Here is a 16,592-nt window from a genome sequence, read left to right on the forward strand (position 1 = left end):
AGCCGGGCGGTGCGGGCGTAAGAGCAGTGCGGGCGTAAGGGCAGTGCGGGCGTAAGGGCAGTGCGGGCGTAAGGGCAGTGCGGGCGTAAGGGCAGTGCGGACGTAAGGGCGGTGAGGACGCCCGGCGGTCCCCGGAGACGACTCCGGGACCGCCGGGCTTCGTTGTCTCATCTCCCGGGGGCGGGGGAGGCCGTGCTGCTTCGTACCACCAGGCGGGTCGGGACGAGGTCGGTGCCGGGCAGGGAGGTCTGGTTCTCGCGGATCTGGACCAGGACCCGCTGCACGCACCTCCTGCCCACCTCCGCGAAGTCCTGGTGGACGGTCGTCAGGGGCGGGATGAAGAAGGCGGAGTCGGGGATGTCGTCGAAGCCGACCACGCTGATCTCGTCGGGGACCACCCGGCCGCGTTCGTGCAGGGCGCGCAGCAGCCCGAGGGCCATCTGGTCGTTGGCGACGAACACCGCCGTGCAGTCAGGCTCGTCCGCGAGCGCGAGACCGGCGGCGTAGCCGGACTCGGCCGACCAGTCGCCGGGCAGGGGCGGCGGCACCGGCCGCCCGGCCTCCTGGAGCGTGGCGCGCCAGGCCTGGGCGCGGCGCTGGGCGGCGTAGGACGTCCGGGGTCCCGTCACGTGCCAGACGGTCCGGTGTCCCAGGTCGAGCAGGTGGTGGACGGCCCGCCGGGCCCCGTCGGCCTGGTCGGTGTCGACGACGCTGTAGCGGTCGCCGGCGTCGGAGTCGACGACGATGACGACGTGGACCCCGGGGGGCAGGGTCACGGTGCCCGCGTCGAGCAGGTGGATCTCGATGATGACGATGACCGCGTCCACGGCGAGCTCGCCCATCCGGGTGAACGCGCCCAGCACGTTGTCCTGGGTCGGCACGTCGACCGGGATCAACGTGATGGCGTACCCCTCGGCGGCGGCGTGGGTGGCGATCGCCTCCACCGTGCGGCTGTTGCCGGTGGAGGCGAGGCTGAAGAGGATGACGCCGATGGTGTTGAACCTGCCGTACCGCAGCGCGCGGGCCGCGCTGTTGGGCCGGTAGCCCAGCTCGCGCATCGCCGCGAGCACGTGCTCGCGGGTCGAGTCGACCACTCCCGGGTGGCCGTTCGAGACCCGGGAGACGGTCTGGGACGAGACGCCCGCCAGCGTGGCGACGTCGGCCATGGAGACGCGCTGCTTGCGGCGTCCGCCGGGGACGCCCGACCCGCCGCGCCGCGCGCCGCCGGCGTGCGTCGTTCCCGGCTGCTGCCGGCCACCGCCGTTCATCGTTTTTCGCCCTTCGGGTGTTTTCGGACGGCCGTTGGAACCGGGGAAACCTTGACGGCCTGTGTGACCGGTGTCACGATACCGCACGGACGTTTACGTAATCATTACTGATGGATTACCACTTATCACCCTGTGTTGGTTCTGGTAGGGCTTCCTTCTGGGCGTGATGTTTACGTAAACATTGCACGAGGGCGGGAGGGAACCGGTGGTCGCAGCGCCGCGGGTGAGCCGGAGGGTGGCCGGGGGGAGACGGTCGTGGGCGGGGTGGCGGTTCGTCGGGCCGTTCCTCGTGGTGTTCGCGCTCGTCTTCCTCGCGCCGGTCGTGTACTCCGTGTACCTGAGCCTGTTCCGCACCCGGCTGATCGGCGGAACCGCCTTCGTCGGCGCCGACAACTACCTCGCGGCGCTGGCCGACCCCCAGTTCTGGTCCGCCTTCGGCAACGTGACGCTCTTCCTGGTCGTACAGGTCCCGATCATGTTGTTCCTGTCGCTCCTGGTCGCCCTCGCGATCGACAGCGGCCGGCTGTACGGGACGAGCTTCTTCCGCCTCGCGGTGTTCCTGCCCTACGCCGTGCCCGCGGTGGTCGCGACGCTGATGTGGGGCTTCATGTACGGGAACCGGTTCGGGCTCGTCGGCAACCTGAACGAGACGTTCGGGCTGTCGCTGCCGGACCCGCTGTCGGCCGACCTGATCCTCGCCTCGATCGGCAACATCGTGACCTGGGAGTTCGTCGGCTACAACATGCTGATCCTGTACTCCGCCCTGCGCGTGGTCAACCCGTCCCTGTACGAGGCCGCGGAGATCGACGGGGCGAGCCAGGTCCGGATCGTCTACGCGATCAAGCTCCCCGCGCTGCGCGGGGCGCTGCTGATCGCGACGATCTTCTCGATCATCGGCAGCTTCCAGCTCTTCAACGAGCCCAGCATCCTCAAGACCCTGGCGCCGAACGCGATCACGACCTACCTGACGCCGAACCTCTACGCCTACTCGCTGTCCTTCGACGGCCAGCGGTTCAACTACTCGGCGACCGTCGCCATCGTGATGGGCGTGATCACGATGATCATCGCCTACGTCGTCCAGCTCCGCGGCATGAGGAAGGAGGGCTGAGCGTGACCGCCACCCCCGCGACCGGCGGGAAGCCCCGCGCGCGTGCCTCGTCCGGCCCGCTGGTGGTCCGGCGCGGCCGTCGCCGCCCCGGACGCGACACCGGACAGGGCTCCGGACGGCGGGTCCGGCGCAGCGCCACGCTGACCGTCCTGACCTCGGTCATGCTGGTCTACGCGCTGCTCCCGCTGGCCTGGCTGCTGATCAACGCGTCCAAGACGCAGGAGGGGCTGTTCGCCTCGTTCGGCCTGTGGTTCGACGACGACTTCGCGCTGTTCCGCAACATCGCCGGCACCTTCACCTACGACGGCGGCGTCTTCACCCGCTGGCTGCTCAACACCCTGCTCTACGTGGTCGTGGGCGCGGGCGGCGCGACGGTGCTGGCCACGGTCGCCGGGTACGGGCTGGCGAAGTTCGACTTCCCCGGCAAGAAGGCCGTCTTCGCCGTCGTCACCGGCGCGGTCGCGGTGCCCGGCACCGCGCTGGCCGTCCCGACGTTCCTGATGTTCTCCGGCCTGGGCCTGACCAACACCCCGTGGGCGATCATCATCCCGTCGCTGGTCTCGCCGTTCGGCCTCTATCTCATGTGGACGTTCGCCGCCGACGCCGTCCCCGACGAGATCCTGGAGTCGGCGCGGGTGGACGGGGCGCGGGAGTTCCAGGCGTTCCTGCGCATCGGCCTGCCGCTGCTCGCGCCCGGGATCGTCACCGTCCTGCTGTTCACGGTCGTCGCGACGTGGAACAACTACTTCCTGCCGCTGATCATGCTGAAGGACCCGGACTGGTATCCGCTCACCCTCGGCCTCAAGAACTGGAACGCCCAGGCGTCGACCATCGGCGGCGAGGCGATCTTCAACCTCGTGATCACCGGTTCGCTGCTCACCATCGTCCCGCTGATCGCGGCGTTCCTGTTGCTCCAGCGGTACTGGCGGTCGGGCCTGGCCGCCGGAAGCGTCAAGGAGTGACCGGGGCCGCGCCCGACCGTCCCCAGGTACGACCACGAAAGGGGCATCCATGACGACAACCCGCCGCCGCACCCTCCTGCTGGGCGCCGTACTTTCGGTGTCGCTGGCAATCGCCGCCTGCTCTCCCTCCGGTGGCGGCGGCTCCGGGGCCGAGGCTCCTCCAGAGAGCGCGTCCGCCACGGACCTCCAGGCCGCGCTGGACGCCGGTGGCGGCATCACGATCTGGGCCTGGGAGCCGACCCTGAAGCAGGTGGTCGCCGACTTCCAGGCCAAGTATCCGAAGGTGAAGGTCAACCTGGTCAACGCCGGCACCGGCAACGACCACTACACCGCCCTGCAGAACGTGGTCAAGGCCGGGTCGGGCATCCCCGACATCGCGCAGATCGAGTACTTCGCCCTGCCGCAGTTCGTGCTCGCCAAGTCGGTCGCCGACCTGAAGGGCTTCGGCGCGGACAAGCTCGAAGGCACCTTCACCCCCGGCCCCTGGAACTCCGTCCGCTCCGGGGACGGCATCTACGGCATGCCCATGGACTCCGGGCCGATGGCCCTGTTCTACAACAAGGAGATCTTCGACAGGCACGAGATCGAGGTCCCGGCCACCTGGGAGGAGTACATCGAGGCGGCGAGGAAGCTGCACGCCGCCGACCCCAAGGCGTACATCACCAGCGACACCGGCGACCCCGGGTTCGCCACCAGCATGATCTGGCAGGCCGGAGGCAGGCCGTACAAGGTCGAGGGCTCCACGGTGAGCGTCGACTTCGGCGACGCGGGCACGCGGAAGTTCACCACGGCCTGGCAGCGGCTCGTCAGCGACAAGCTCATCGCGCCGATCAACGGATGGACCGACGCCTGGTACAAGGGCCTGGGCGACGGCACCATCGCCACCCTCGTGATCGGCGCCTGGATGCCCGCCAACCTGGAGACCGGCGTCAAGGCCGGGTTCGGCAAGTGGCGGGTCGCCCCCATGCCGCAGTGGGAGAGCGGAGGCGGGGCCACCTCGGAGAGCGGCGGCAGCTCGCTCGCCATCCCCGAGGCCAGCCCCAGCAAGGCCCTCGCCTACGCCTTCCTCAAGTACGCCGGAGTCGACGAGGGGGTGCGGACCCGGCTGGACGGCGGCGCGTTCCCCGCGACCACCGCCGAGCTGGCCTCCAAGACCTTCCAGGACAAGAAGTTCCCCTACTTCGGCGACCAGCGGGTCAACCGGATCCTCGCCGAGTCGGCGGGCCAGGTCGTCCCCGGCTGGTCCTACCTGCCTTACCAGGTCTACGCCAACAGGATCTTCAACGACACCGCGGGCAAGGCCTACGTCGGCGGCGTCACCCTGCAGGACGGCCTGAAGGCATGGCAGGACGCCTCCATCGAGTACGGCAGGGAGCAGGGCTTCAGCGTCCGGTGACCCCGCCGTGCCCTCTTCGAGGGAGAACCCCGGCGTCCCGGCGTACGAGGGAAGCCGTACGCCGGGAGCGCGGGTGTCAGGGGGCGGGCGGGGTCTCGTGCGCGCGGCGCAGGACGCACACCTGGCGGGGGGCGAGGGTGAGGCCGGTGGCCAGGCACGGCGCCTGGAGGACCTCGCCCGTGACACCGTCCACGGTGACGCTCTCGTCGGTGCGGTTGATGAGGAACCAGTAGTCGGCGTCGTCGCCGGTACGGATCGCGAGCTCCACCGCCCCGGCGACGGCGTCCGGGAGCTCGCCGCGCACCCCGGCGGTCGCGAGGAACCGCGAGAGCACCGGGACCAGGCCCTCGGGGCCGAGCCTGGTCGAGACGTAGGACGCCGAGCCGGTCCCGGCCCGGCGGGTGGTGACGGCGGGCCGGCCCGCGTGCTCGCCGGAGGTGTAGCGGGCGACGATCTCGACGTCCGGCCCGGTGACGTCGACCCGGTCGCTCCACAGCGTGCCGGAGACGCCGAGGTCGAGGTCCACCCGGTCGCCGTCCAGCAGCGGCCCGAACTCCTCGATCCGGATGCCGAGCACCTCGCGCAGCGCGCCGGGGTAGCCGCCGAGCCACACGTGGTCGTGCTCGTCCACGATGCCGGAGAAGTAGGTGGTGACGAGATGGCCGCCACCGGCCACGTACGCGCCCAGCCGGTCGGCGAGCCCCTGGGGGACGACGTGCAGGATCGGGGCGACGAGCAGGTCGTAGTGCGAGAACGACCCGGCGGAGGGGACGACGTCGACCCGCACCCCGGCCGCCGCGAACGCCGAGTACCAGTCCAGCGCCTCCTGCCGGTACCGCAGCCGTGACGTGGGGTGGGAGTCCAGCTCGCTCGCCCACCAGGAGTCCCAGTCGAACACGATCGCGGCCTGGGCGCGGCGGCGGCGCGTCCCCGCGACCGGCGCGAGCCGCTCCAGGGTCGCGCCGAGGTCCACGACCGAGCGGAAGACCTCGCTGTCCGTCCCGGCGTGCGGGACCATCGCCGAGTGGTACTTCTCGGCCCCGCCCGCCGACTGCCGCCACTGGAAGAAACACACGGCGTCCGCCCCGTACGCCACGTGGGTCAGCGAGTCGCGGGCCAGGCCGCCGGGCCTCTTGGCCGTGTTGACCGGCTGCCAGTTCACCGCGCCGGTGGAGTGCTCCATCAGGAACCAGGGCTCGCCCCCGGCGAGCCGGCCGGTCAGGTTGGCCGAGAACGACAGCTCGTCCCGCGCCTGCGGGCCGGTCAGCAGGTAGTGGTCGTTGGAGACGAAGTCGACCTCGCGCGCCCAGCCGGCGTAGTCCATCCCCTTGGTCTCGCCCATGACCATGAAGTTGGTGGTGACCGGGATCCCGGGCGTCAGCTCGGCGAGCGCGTCGCGTTCGGCCCGCAGGTGGTCCTTCAGGGCGTCGGAGGAGAACCGCTTGAAGTCGAGCTGCTGGGTGGGGTTGGGATAGGAGGTGGCCAGGCGCGGCGGCAGGATCTCCGCCCAGTCGTCGTAGGTCTGGGACCAGAACGCGGTCGCCCACGCCCGGTTCAGCTCCTCCACCGTGCCGTACCGGTCGCGCAGCCAGACGCGGAACGCGGTGGCGGCGTCCTCGGAGAAGTCGTAGACGTTGTGGCAGCCGAGCTCGTTGGAGACGTGCCACGCGGCCAGCGCCGGATGGCTCCCGTACCGCCCCGCCATGGCCCGGACCAGGCGCAGGGCGTGCTCGCGGAAGACCGGCGACGTAGGGCGCCAGTGCTGGCGCGCGCCCGGCCACAGCGTGCGGCCCTCGTGGTCGACGGGGAGGATCTCCGGGTGCGCGGTGGCCAGCCACGGCGGCGGGGACGCGGTGGCGGTCGCCAGGTCCACCGCGATGCCGTTCGCGTGCAGGAGGTCCATCACCTCGTCCAGCCACTCGAAGGTCCACCGGTCGGCACGCGGCTGGAGCCGGGCCCACGAGAAGATCGCGAGCGAGACGATGTTCACCCCCGCGTGGCGCATCGCCCGGACGTCCTCCCGCCACACCTCCCGGGGCCACTGTTCGGGGTTGTAGTCCGCGCCGAAGGCGAACCGGCGCCGCGAGGTCTCCGAGGGCCAGCGAAGCCAGCGCGGTCCGTGATCAGCTGCCACTGCCACTCCTGCCTGTCATCACAGGGAGATCGTCAGGCTTATGTTTACGTAAACATAGAATATCCCAGACCCGTCCCGCCGTTCCGGGAACACGGGTCCGGAAACCGAAGGCGATGGGTGTCGCGGCCCAGGCCGATCCGCCGCGAGGGGCCACCGTGACCGGGCGGCCGTGCTCCGGTGGTGGTCACCACCGGAGCACGGCCGCCGGGGGAGTGCAGCGCGCGTCGTGCGTGCCGCGCGTGCTCAGCGTGCTCAGCGTCAGGGGCGGGCCTCGTCGTACGGGACCTGGGCCGTACGCGACCTGAGGAGGAATCCGGCCGCGGCGGCGGTGAAGAACATCAGCACGCCGTAGGTGGCGGCGGGGATGGCCATCTGGGTATTGCCCAGCAGCGTGAGCGCGACCGCGATGGACAGCGTGGCGTTGTGGATGCCGATCTCCATGCAGGAGGCGATGGCCTGGCCGCGCTCGATCCTGGCCAGGCGCGGCACCCAGTAGCCGATCGCCAGGCTGAGCACGCTGAACACCAGCGTGATCGCGCCGACCGAGCGGATGTAGCCGCCGAGGTTGTCCAGCTCCTGCAGCAGGGCACCGACGATCACCGCGACCAGGATGACGGCGGAGGCGATCTTCACGGGCGTGTTCATCCGGTCGGCGAACCGCGGCAGCCACACCCGGACCGCCATCCCGATCGCGACGGGGACGAGCACGATCGCGACCACCTGGACGGTCTTGTCGAACTGCAGGCCCAGCGCGGCCGAGTCGGCGGCGAAGTAGCTCAGCGACAGGTTGGTGACCAGCGGCAGCGTGACGACGGCCAGCACGGAGTTGATCGCGGTGAGCGTCACGTTGAGCGCGACGTCGCCGCCGAACAGGTGGCTGTAGAGGTTGGCCGTGGTCCCGCCGGGGGAGGCGGCCAGGAGCATCATGCCCACGGCGAGCGCGGGCGGCAGGCCGAAGGCGAGCACCAGGCCGAAGCAGATCGCGGGCAGCAGCAGGATCTGGCAGGCGAGCGCGACCAGGGTGGCCCTGGGATAGGCGACGACGCGACGGAAGTCGGCGATCGTCAGGCCCAGGCCGAGGCCGAACATGATGACCGCGAGGGCGATGGGCAGGAAGACACCGGCGAGAGCCATGGGGGTGTGTCCTCTTTCTTCTTTTCTTCGGGCGGTTTTCTTCGGGCGGTCTTTCTTTTGGCGGGGGGTGTTTTGGCGGGGGGTGGGTCAGCGTGAAGGGGCCCGGTCGGCACGGGCGACGTCGGAGCGGCGTCCGTGACGCCGGGGGAGGCCGGAGAGGGCGACGGCGCCCGATCCCGCGGCGACGGTACGGGCGGTACGGGCGGGAGCACGGCGCTGCATGGTGGGTCCAATGATCACGCACATTTCGCGATCACGCCAGGTGAGGAGCCCGGCCTTCTCGGTTTCCGGAGAAGGCGGCTCCGTGGCGCCCGGGACGCGGATGATCCGGCCGGGACGCGCCATCGCGCCGTGCGGACCGGGTGTGACGCCGAACGCCCTTGCCCGGACGTGCTGTGCCGCCCAGTCCCGAGGCGGCACGTCCGGGCCGGGTCCTGTCGTCGACGGTGGCTGTGCGACCATGTTCGGCGAAGGCGACGGCGGAACGAGGAAGCCGGTGCGAATCCGGCGCGGTCCCGCCACTGTGATCGGCGAGCGAATCCCGAACAAGGCCACTGCCCCGACGACGGGTGGGAAGGCCGGGAGGAGCATCGACCCGAGAGCCAGGAGACTCACGCTGTCGCCCCCTCAGGAAACGGGGCGGATCTCCCCAGGAGAGGATGGCGGTCGTCATGCGGTTCTCCCGGCGCGGTGTCCCGCGACCCGCCCGGCGCGCGGGGCTCTCCCGGTGATCCGGCCTCTCGACGGCGTTCCTCACCGCCCGCCGCCGGAACCCCACCCCCTGGATCGCACCGGAAAGGGACTCACCCACGCATGAGCAGGCTCACCGTCTGCCGGGACTGCTGCTGCGGCAGCACCGGCAAGGTTCCCGCCCTCGACCACGCCGAGCAGCTCCGCCGCCTGTCGGAGATCGCCGACGTCCGCGTCAGCGATTGCCTGGACGTGTGCGAGCAGGCCAACGTCGTCGTGGTCCGCCCCTCGCCCGCCGGACGCGCCGCGGGCGGGCGGCCGGTGTGGCTCGGCCTGGTCAACCACCCCGACGCCGTCGAGGACATCGCCGCCTGGATCAGGGCCGGAGGCCCCGGCCTCGCCCCGATCCCCGACATCCTCACCCTGTACGTCTTCACGAAGCCCCGTTCGTAACGGGCCGGCACCCTCCGCCGTTCCCCGGCCGCTCCCCGTGTCCGCGCTCCGGGGGGGCCACGGGGGGCGGCCGGGGGGCGGCCGGGGAGCGGCCACGAGGGCGGGCACGGGGAGGTGCCTCCCCGCGCGTCAACCGGGGGCGGGCGCGGGAGTCACGGCTCCCGCACCCACCCCCGCCGGGTCACTGCTTCCTGAACGTCTGCGCCAGGCTGCCGTTGCAGTCCCACAGCCGCAGTCTCGCGGCGTTGGCCGTGGAACCGTTGGGCGAGTCGAGGCAGCGGCCGGACTGCGGGTTGAGCAGCGCGCCGTTGCCCTGCGGTACCCACTGCTGGGCGCCGCCGCCGTTGCAGTCCCACAGCTGGACCTGCGACCCGTTCGCCGTCGCGTTACCGGTCACGTCCAGGCACCGGTTGAGCGTGCGCAGTCCCGAGCCGTCCCACGCCCAGTGCTGGTCGACGGCGTGGGGCTGGCAGTCCCACAGCTGCACGGCGGAGCCGTTGGTGCCGGTGTCGTCGGCGGCCACGTCCACGCACTTGCCGCCCGGGCCGTTGACGAACGTGGCCCCGGCGGAGCCTCCGCCCAGCCGGAACGTCTGCGCCGCGGCGCCGTTGCAGTCCCACAGCTGGAGCCTGGTCCCGTTGGCCGTGGAACCGTTGGGCGAGTCGAGGCAGCGGCCGGACTGCGGGTTGAGCAGCGCGCCGTTGCCCTGCGGTACCCACTGCTGGGCGCCGCCGCCGTTGCAGTCCCACAGCTGGACCTGCGACCCGTTCGCCGTCGCGTTGCCCGTCACGTCCAGGCACCGGTTCAGCGTGCGCAGGGTGTTGCCGTCCCGGGTCCAGTGCTGGTCGGCGGCCTGGATCTGGCAGTCCCACAGCTGCACGGCGGAGCCGTTGGTGCCGGTGTCGTCGGCGGCCACGTCCACGCACTTGTTCCCGGGAGTGCCGATCGGCCGGCCGGGCGGGGGCGGGGCGGTGTTCAGCCGCTTCGACGCCGCGATGATGCCGAGGTTGGCCGCCCTCACCCGGGCGGCGTCGAACTTCACCACCTGCCGGTCGTAGGTCCAGAAGCCGTTGACCTCGCCCTCGACGTCGAACGGCTGCGTGTAGACGAGCGCGCTGAGCCCGCGCGCGTGCATGAGGTTCGCCGACTGGGCGACGAGGCTCACGTACCGGTCGGTGATCGACTGCGTGTTCGGGTGCGTCTCGTACGCGCCGAACTGGCCGTTGGGGCTGTACTCGTGACCGGGGGTGCGCACGCCCAGCCCGCCGTACTCGCCGAGCACGGAGGTCCGGGTGCTCGTCGGCGTCGGCGCGTCGGGGCCGACGTAGATGTGCCAGTCCATGATGTCGCCGTTGCCCGGGTCGCCCTTGGAGGCGCAGCAGTTGTAGCCGCTGTGCCCGTTGACGAGCCTGGTCGGGTCCTGGTTCTTGACGTTCTGGATGATCCGGGTGGTGTCGGCGAGGTTCCACTCGCCCCAGCCCTCGTTGAACGGGACGTAGGCGACGGTCGCGGGCGACGAGCGGTGCTCGTCGACGACCTCCCTCAGCTCGCTCTCCCACTGCGCGTGGTGGGTGGCGTTGCCCCCGCCCATGCTCGGCATGTCCTGCCAGACCAGCAGGCCGAGCCGGTCGGCGTGGTAGAACCACCGCTGCGGCTCCACCTTGATGTGCTTGCGGACCATGTTGAAGCCGAGGTCCTTGATCTTCTGCAGGTCGCTCGCCAGCGCGGCGTCGGTCGGCGCCGTGTACAGGCCGTCCGGCCAGAAGCCCTGGTCCAGCACGCCGTTCTGCATGACGAACTGGCCGTTGAGCGTCAGCGCGAGCCGCCCGTTCACCACGGCCTTGCCGACCTCGCGCATCCCGAAGTAGTGCGTCGTCTGGTCGACGGTCGCGTTCGCGCCGTTGCGCAGGGAGATCCGCAGGTTGTACAGGAACGGGTCGTCCGGCGACCAGCGCCGCGCGCCGGGAACGGGGACGCTGAAGTCGGTGAACCCGCCGGTCGCGGTGCCGACGACGGCCGAGCCGTTCAGCGCCTCGGCGTACACCGAGTGCCCCGAGACGTCGCCGCGGGTGAAGACGCGCACCCGCAGGGTGTTGTTGGCGAGGTTGGGGTAGAAGTCGACGCTGTAGATCGACGAGGTCGGGGTCGGCTCCAGCCACACCGTCTGCCAGATGCCCGACGACGGCGTGTACATGATGCCGCCCGGGTCGCGGACCTGCTTGCCGCGGGCGGGGTTGGTCCCGTTCACCCCGGAGTCCGACGGGTCGAAGACCCGCACGACCAGCTCGTTCGTCCCGCCGTTGAGCTGCGGGGTGATGTCGAACTCGAAGCGGTCGTAGCCGCCGGTGTGCCCGCCGACCTGCACGCCGTTCACCCACACGGTCGTCTGCCAGTCCACGGCGCCGAAGTGCAGCTGCACCCGGCGGCCGGTCCAGCCGGCCGGCACGGTGAACGTCCGCCGGTAGGTCAGGTAGTAGCGGCTGTCGTTCGCCGGCCGCTTGATGCCCGACAGGGCCGACTCCACCGGGAACGGCACGTTGACCCGCTCCGGCAGCGTCTGCCCGAACACGGGGGCGTCGTTCGTGGCCGACTGCCGCAGCTGCCACTCCCCGTTGAGGTTCAGCCAGTCGGGGCGGGTCATCTGCGGGCGGGGGTACTCCGGCAGCGGCGTGCCGTTCAACGCCTGGTTCGTCCACGGCGTCGTCAGCGGCGACGGCTGGGCCGGGGCGGCGCCGGCCTGCGGCGCGCCGACGACCAGCGTCGCGAGGCCGACGACGCAGACGACGACGGCGTGCAGCAGCCGTCGCCAAGGGCGTACTCGTTGCATGGGATCTCCTCAGGGGGGTGGTGGTTCGGAGATGTGGGACCCGGTGGCGAAGGGCCATGGGCAGGATCGGGCTCAGGGTCGGGCTCAGGGCTCAGGGCTCAGGGCTCGGTCTTGGGCTCAGGGTTCGAGTTCAGGGGGCGGCCCGAGGAACGGCGTGGCCCGCAGGGGGGCGCGGCCGGGGGTGTGGAGGCCGCCGCCTGGGACGCCGCTCCGAGGGTGTTCCGCGGGAAATCTCGACGTTCCATGACCACGGCGGTCTCCCTACTACGTGGTTTCGCGGGTGCCCGCCACAAGCCGGGGCGGAGCGGGCACCCAACAGGGGGGGTGATCAAAAGTGAATACTTTGAAACATCTATGTGTCAATATTTGATCGAATATGATCAGCTCAATTTCGGGATCATGGACCCGTGTCAGTGACGGCCCGCGTGGCGAACACCGCCTCGGGGGTCGTGAAAGAGAGCGGGCGCCGATTCGTCCAAGCCGGGGCCGCTCCCGGCGCGCACCATAGGGACAGGAGGTGCGTATGACGAGTGACGACGAGGCGACCGCGACGACCGCGACGACCGGTGGTGCCGCGCTGGACGGGCCCGACGCGTGGCGGGCCATGACGCCGCTGATGGATCTGGTGACCCCGATGGCGCTCCGGGTGGCCGTGACCCTGCGGCTGCCCGATCTGGTGGACGAGGACGGCTCGGACATCGACGACCTGGCCGCCAGGACCGGCTCGGACCCGGACGCGCTGGGACGGCTGCTGCGCCACCTGGTCGGCCGTGGCGTGTTCGCCGAGCCCCGGCCGGGCACGTTCGCGGCGAACGGGACGGCCGTCCTGCTGCGCCGGGACCACCCGTCCGCGGTATGGCGGTGGCTGGACCTGGACGGGTTCGGCGGCCGGATGGACCTGGCCTTCACCGGCCTGGCGGACACGGTACGGACCGGCCGGCCCGCCTGGCCCGCGGTGTTCGGCGCACCGTTCTGGAGCTATCTCGACGCGAACCCCGAGCTGAGCGCCTCCTTCGACGCGACCATGGCGGCCAACGCCGGGTACGGCGAGCTGGCGGAGGGCTACGACTGGTCGGCGCTGACCCGGGTGGCCGACGTCGGCGGCGGTACCGGGGCGCTGCTGGCCGGGCTGCTGCTGCGCCACGAGGGCCTGCGCGGTGTGCTGGTGGACCTGCCGGGCACCGCGTCACGCGCGCGGGAATACCTGGCCGGGCGCGGGCTGGGGGACCGGTGCGAGACGGTCGGGCGGAGTTTCTTCGACGAGCTGCCCGGCGGCGCCGACGCGTACGTGCTCAACCGCGTGCTGCACGACTGGGCCGACACCGAGGCGACCGCCATCCTGCGCCGCTGCGCCGACGCGGCGGGCCCGCGCGGCCGGGTGCTGATCCTTGAGTCGCCGATCGTCTCGGGGACCGATCCGGCCATGTTCGCGGAGATGGACCTGCGGATGCTGGTGCTGTCCGGCGGCAGGGAACGGACCGTCGACGACTACCGGGCGCTGGCCGCGGCCGCCGGGCTGCGGGTCGCCGCCGTGCGCGACATCACGGCGCGGCACACCGTCGTCGAGTGCGTCCCGGCCGCCGCCGGCACCTGACGGTCCTTTCCCGCCGAGCCGCGCCGGGTGCCCGAACGGTGTGCGCGGAGGTGCCGTCCCGCGGCGGGGGATCGCCCCGCCCGGCGCGTGAGGCGGCCGGGCGGTGGCGGCGTCGCCACGGGCCGGGCGTTACGCCTTACGCCTCAAGCCTTACGCCTTGGCCTCCTGCTGGATCCGCACCATGTTGCCCGAGGGGTCGCGGAAGGCGCAGTCGCGCGGCCCCCACGGCTGGTCGATCGGCTCCTGCAGCACCTCGGCGCCCGATACCCGTACCCGCTCGAAGGTCGCGTCGAGGTCGTCGGTGCTGAAGACGCTCATCGGCAGGACCCCCTTGGTGAGCAGCTCCTGCAGGGCGTCGCCGTCGGCCTGGGAGCGACCGGCGTGCGGTTCGGAGAGCACGATCTCAAGGCCCGGCTGGGTCGCGCTGCCGAGGGTGACCCAGCGGAATCCGCCGGAGGCGACGTCGTTGCGTACTTCGAGGCCGAGCCCGTCGCGGTAGAAGGCGAGCGATTCGTCCAGGTCGTTGACGGTGATGTGGCAGTACTGGAGTGCGATGGTCATGTCGCCAACGTTAGGCGGCGGAGGCGTGGCCCGCTTCTCGGATCCTGCTCGGCGGGTTTCTCACCGGGCGGGTCCGGACCTTCGCCACGCACGCGGGCATCGCCGCCACGGCGCTGTGCTCCCGGCCGCGGTACGCGCTCGGCGTCTCCCCGACGATCTCGGTGAACCGCGAGCTGAACGAGCCGAGCGAGGTACAGCCGACCGTCATGCACGCGTCGGTCACGCTCATCCCGCCGCGCAGCAGCGCCATCGCCCGCTCGATCCGGCGGGTCATGAGATAGCTGTACGGCGTCTCGCCGTAGGCCGCCCGGAACCGCCGGGAGAAGTGCGCGGGTGACATGAGGGCCCGGCCGGCCATCGTCGGCACGTCGAGCGGCCTGGCGTACTCCCGGTCGATCAGATCCCGGGCGCGGCGCAGGTGCGCGAGATTGGCGAGGTCCTCCGGGGTCATGGGACGACCCTACCACCCGCCTCCCGAAATGGCCTCTCACCTGCGTGAACGGGCGCCGGGGCGGCGGGCTCGTCCAGCGGGGAGTACCACAGCCGGGGGTGACCGCCGGGGGACGGGGTCAGCGTCACCCGTACCCGGTAGACGCGCTCGATCCAGCGTTCGGTCAGGACCTCGGCCGGGGGACCCGAGGCGACCACGCGCCCGGCCTCCAGCAGGATGAGGTGGTCGCAGTAGCGGGCCGCGAGGTTCAGGTCGTGCAGGGCGGCGACGACCGTGATCGGCGCACGGGACAGCATCCGCAGCAGGTCGATCTGATGGTGGATGTCGAGGTGGTTGGTCGGCTCGTCCAGCAGGAGTTCGGTGGGCCGCTGGGCCAGCGCGCGGGCGATGCCGACGCGCCGGCGCTCCCCGCCCGACAGGGTCGACCAGCGGCGCTCCCCCCAGCCCGCCAGGCCGCATCGTTCCAGGGCCTCCTCGGTCTCCCGCGCGTCGCGAAGGTCGTCGCGGCCGACGAGGGCGAGCGGCGACCTGTGCGGGATCCGGCCGAGGGCCACCACGTCCGCGACGGTCATGTCGATGTCGGTGGAGACCTCCTGGGCGACCACGGCCAGGCGGCGGGCGACGTCGCGCCGGGGCAGCTCGCCCAGCCGGCGCCCGTCCAGCAGGACCGTCCCGGCCCGAGGGCGCAGCAGGCCGGCCAGCAGGCGCAGCAACGTCGACTTTCCCGAGCCGTTCGGGCCGATCAGGCCCGTGAAGCGTCCTTCAGGCACGCCGATCGTGACCCCGTCGACGATGGGGACCCCGTCGGCGCTCCAGGTGACGTCATGGGTGTCCAGGCTCACGATCCGGCGCTCCTTCCGCGCATGATGACCGCGAACGCGGGGACGCCGATCAGCGCGGTGAGGACGCCGACGGGCACCTCACGCGGGGAGAACAGCGTGCGCGCGGCGGTGTCGGCCCACAGCAGGAAGATCGCCCCGTACAGCGCGCAGGCCGGCAGCAGCACGCGGTGGCGGCCGCCGGCCAGGAAGCGGACGGCGTGCGGGACGACCAGGCCCACGAACCCGATGGCGCCGCTCGCGGCGACGAGGACCGCGGTGCTCAGCGCGGTGGTGACGAGCAGGACGAGCTGGGTCCTGCCCGGGGCGAAGCCGAGCGAGGCGGCGGCCTCACGCCCGAAGGCGAAGGCGTCCAGCGCGGGGGAGGCGGCCCAGCACAGTGCCAGGCCGGTTCCCGTCGCCGCCGCGCAGAGGGCGGCGGTGCTCCAGCTCGCCGAGGCGAGGGAGCCCAGCAGCCAGAACGTCACGCCGCGGGTGCTCTGCGCGTCACCGGCCCAGATGACGATCAGGCTGGTCAGCGCGCTGAACAGCTGCGAGACCGCGACCCCGGCCAGCACGACGCGCAGGGAACCGCCCGGTGCCGCGCCGATGAGCGCGAGCACGCAGCAGAAGGCCGCGAGGCTGCCGGCGAAGGCGCCCGTCGTCAGGGCGGCCGCGGCTCCCGATCCCAGGCCGAGGATCAGGACGGCCACCGCCCCGGTGGAGGCTCCGGAGGAGATGCCGAGCAGGTAGGGGTCGGCCAGCGGGTTGCGGGTCAAGGCCTGCAGGACCGCGCCGCACACGGCCAGGCCGCCCCCGACCAGCGTCGCCAGCAGCACCCGTGGCAGGCGCAGCTCCCAGACGATCGCGTCCAGCAGGGGGCTCGGGGATCCCACGGGGAGGCCGAGGTGCGCGGCGACGCTCTGGAACACGTCGCCCACCGACAGGCCCGCGGCCCCGACGGTCACCGCGAGCGCGACCGACAGGGGAAGCAGCACCAGCCCCGTACCGACCAGCGGGAACGAGCGTCGCCCTCCGGCCCGCGAGATCGAGGCGGGTTTCTCGGGGGTGACGGGCACTGCGGTCGTGACGGGCACGGCGGGCACAGCGGTTACGGCAGGAACGGGGGGCACAGCGGGTACGGCAGGAACGGCGGGTACGGTCGTCGCGGAGGTGCGCGAGAAGTCGTCAGAGGT

At 71.7% G+C, this 16,592-nt stretch carries 13 protein-coding genes and 1 riboswitch; of the genes, 5 read left to right on the forward strand and 8 right to left on the reverse strand.

Translation table 11 applies throughout. The annotated features are described in order from the left end of the window. Positions 1-167: 167 nt before the first annotated feature. Positions 168-1,268, reverse strand: a complete 1,101-nt coding sequence (locus tag ACSC1Q_RS34525) for a LacI family DNA-binding transcriptional regulator (RefSeq protein ID WP_436762911.1) — start codon at positions 1,266-1,268, stop codon at positions 168-170. Between the two features lie 205 nt (positions 1,269-1,473). On the opposite strand from ACSC1Q_RS34525, the gene ACSC1Q_RS34530 reads away from it, so the two are divergent. Genes ACSC1Q_RS34530 through ACSC1Q_RS34540 form a run of 3 tightly spaced genes read left to right on the forward strand, consistent with a single transcriptional unit; the run spans position 1,474 to position 4,734 of the window. Then, complete coding sequence (locus tag ACSC1Q_RS34530) at positions 1,474-2,376, forward strand: carbohydrate ABC transporter permease (protein ID WP_436762912.1); 903 nt, start codon at positions 1,474-1,476, stop codon at positions 2,374-2,376. Between the two features lie 2 nt (positions 2,377-2,378). After that, entirely contained in the window at positions 2,379-3,338 is a 960-nt protein-coding gene (locus ACSC1Q_RS34535) for a carbohydrate ABC transporter permease (RefSeq protein ID WP_436762913.1), read from the forward strand. 49 nt (positions 3,339-3,387) lie between these two features. Further along, entirely contained in the window at positions 3,388-4,734 is a 1,347-nt protein-coding gene (locus tag ACSC1Q_RS34540; RefSeq protein ID WP_436762914.1) for an ABC transporter substrate-binding protein, read from the forward strand. Between the two features lie 76 nt (positions 4,735-4,810). Here the strand turns inward: ACSC1Q_RS34540 and ACSC1Q_RS34545 are convergent, their stop codons facing one another. After that, positions 4,811-6,868 carry a beta-galactosidase gene (locus tag ACSC1Q_RS34545; RefSeq protein WP_436762915.1) on the reverse strand — a complete coding sequence of 686 codons (2,058 nt, stop codon included), beginning with the start codon at positions 6,866-6,868 and terminating at the stop codon, positions 4,811-4,813. A 258-nt stretch (positions 6,869-7,126) separates the two neighbouring features. Next, complete coding sequence (locus ACSC1Q_RS34550; protein WP_436762916.1) at positions 7,127-8,002, reverse strand: bile acid:sodium symporter family protein; 876 nt, start codon at positions 8,000-8,002, stop codon at positions 7,127-7,129. A 427-nt stretch (positions 8,003-8,429) separates the two neighbouring features. Continuing rightward, positions 8,430-8,637: riboswitch (cobalamin riboswitch) on the forward strand. A 178-nt stretch (positions 8,638-8,815) separates the two neighbouring features. Between ACSC1Q_RS34550 and ACSC1Q_RS34555 the strand changes: the two genes are divergently transcribed. Further along, positions 8,816-9,145, forward strand: coding sequence for a hypothetical protein (locus ACSC1Q_RS34555; protein WP_436762917.1), 330 nt, complete (start codon positions 8,816-8,818; stop codon positions 9,143-9,145). 181 nt (positions 9,146-9,326) lie between these two features. On the opposite strand, the gene ACSC1Q_RS34560 is transcribed toward ACSC1Q_RS34555, so the two are convergent. Beyond that, a complete protein-coding gene (locus ACSC1Q_RS34560) occupies positions 9,327-11,972 on the reverse strand; it encodes a ricin-type beta-trefoil lectin domain protein (protein ID WP_436762918.1) in 2,646 nt (881 codons plus the stop codon). Positions 11,973-12,495: 523 nt separating this feature from the next. Between ACSC1Q_RS34560 and ACSC1Q_RS34565 the strand changes: the two genes are divergently transcribed. Beyond that, complete coding sequence (locus ACSC1Q_RS34565) at positions 12,496-13,566, forward strand: methyltransferase (protein WP_436762919.1); 1,071 nt, start codon at positions 12,496-12,498, stop codon at positions 13,564-13,566. Positions 13,567-13,716: 150 nt separating this feature from the next. Here the strand turns inward: ACSC1Q_RS34565 and ACSC1Q_RS34570 are convergent, their stop codons facing one another. The 4 genes from ACSC1Q_RS34570 to ACSC1Q_RS34585 are packed head-to-tail and all read right to left on the reverse strand — an operon-like array spanning position 13,717 to position 16,502. Next, positions 13,717-14,127, reverse strand: coding sequence for a VOC family protein (locus ACSC1Q_RS34570; protein WP_436762920.1), 411 nt, complete (start codon positions 14,125-14,127; stop codon positions 13,717-13,719). 10 nt (positions 14,128-14,137) lie between these two features. Beyond that, complete coding sequence (locus tag ACSC1Q_RS34575) at positions 14,138-14,578, reverse strand: helix-turn-helix transcriptional regulator (protein WP_436762921.1); 441 nt, start codon at positions 14,576-14,578, stop codon at positions 14,138-14,140. After that, on the reverse strand, positions 14,575-15,420 hold the full coding sequence (locus ACSC1Q_RS34580) for an ABC transporter ATP-binding protein (protein ID WP_436762922.1): 846 nt from the start codon (positions 15,418-15,420) through the stop codon (positions 14,575-14,577). Before ACSC1Q_RS34580 ends, ACSC1Q_RS34575 begins: the two co-directional genes overlap by 4 nt. Next, a complete protein-coding gene (locus tag ACSC1Q_RS34585) occupies positions 15,417-16,502 on the reverse strand; it encodes a FecCD family ABC transporter permease (RefSeq protein WP_436762923.1) in 1,086 nt (361 codons plus the stop codon). Before ACSC1Q_RS34585 ends, ACSC1Q_RS34580 begins: the two co-directional genes overlap by 4 nt. Between the last annotated feature and the right edge of the window lie 90 nt (positions 16,503-16,592).

It is taken from the genome of Streptosporangium heterodermiicola (assembly GCF_051390675.1).
Lineage (GTDB): Bacteria > Actinomycetota > Actinomycetes > Streptosporangiales > Streptosporangiaceae > Streptosporangium.

Bases quoted from the DNA above. Each gene is read 5' to 3' on its own strand.
- ACSC1Q_RS34575 (WP_436762921.1), bottom strand. From the start codon at position 14,578: ATGACCCCGGAGGACCTCGCCAATCTCGCGCACCTGCGCCGCGCCCGG.
- ACSC1Q_RS34570 (WP_436762920.1), bottom strand. From the start codon at position 14,127: ATGACCATCGCACTCCAGTACTGCCACATCACCGTCAACGACCTGGAC.
- ACSC1Q_RS34555 (WP_436762917.1), top strand. From the start codon at position 8,816: ATGAGCAGGCTCACCGTCTGCCGGGACTGCTGCTGCGGCAGCACCGGC.
- ACSC1Q_RS34540 (WP_436762914.1), top strand. From the start codon at position 3,388: ATGACGACAACCCGCCGCCGCACCCTCCTGCTGGGCGCCGTACTTTCG.
- ACSC1Q_RS34550 (WP_436762916.1), bottom strand. From the start codon at position 8,002: ATGGCTCTCGCCGGTGTCTTCCTGCCCATCGCCCTCGCGGTCATCATG.
- ACSC1Q_RS34560 (WP_436762918.1), bottom strand. From the start codon at position 11,972: ATGCAACGAGTACGCCCTTGGCGACGGCTGCTGCACGCCGTCGTCGTC.
- ACSC1Q_RS34525 (WP_436762911.1), bottom strand. From the start codon at position 1,268: ATGAACGGCGGTGGCCGGCAGCAGCCGGGAACGACGCACGCCGGCGGC.
- ACSC1Q_RS34565 (WP_436762919.1), top strand. From the start codon at position 12,496: ATGACGAGTGACGACGAGGCGACCGCGACGACCGCGACGACCGGTGGT.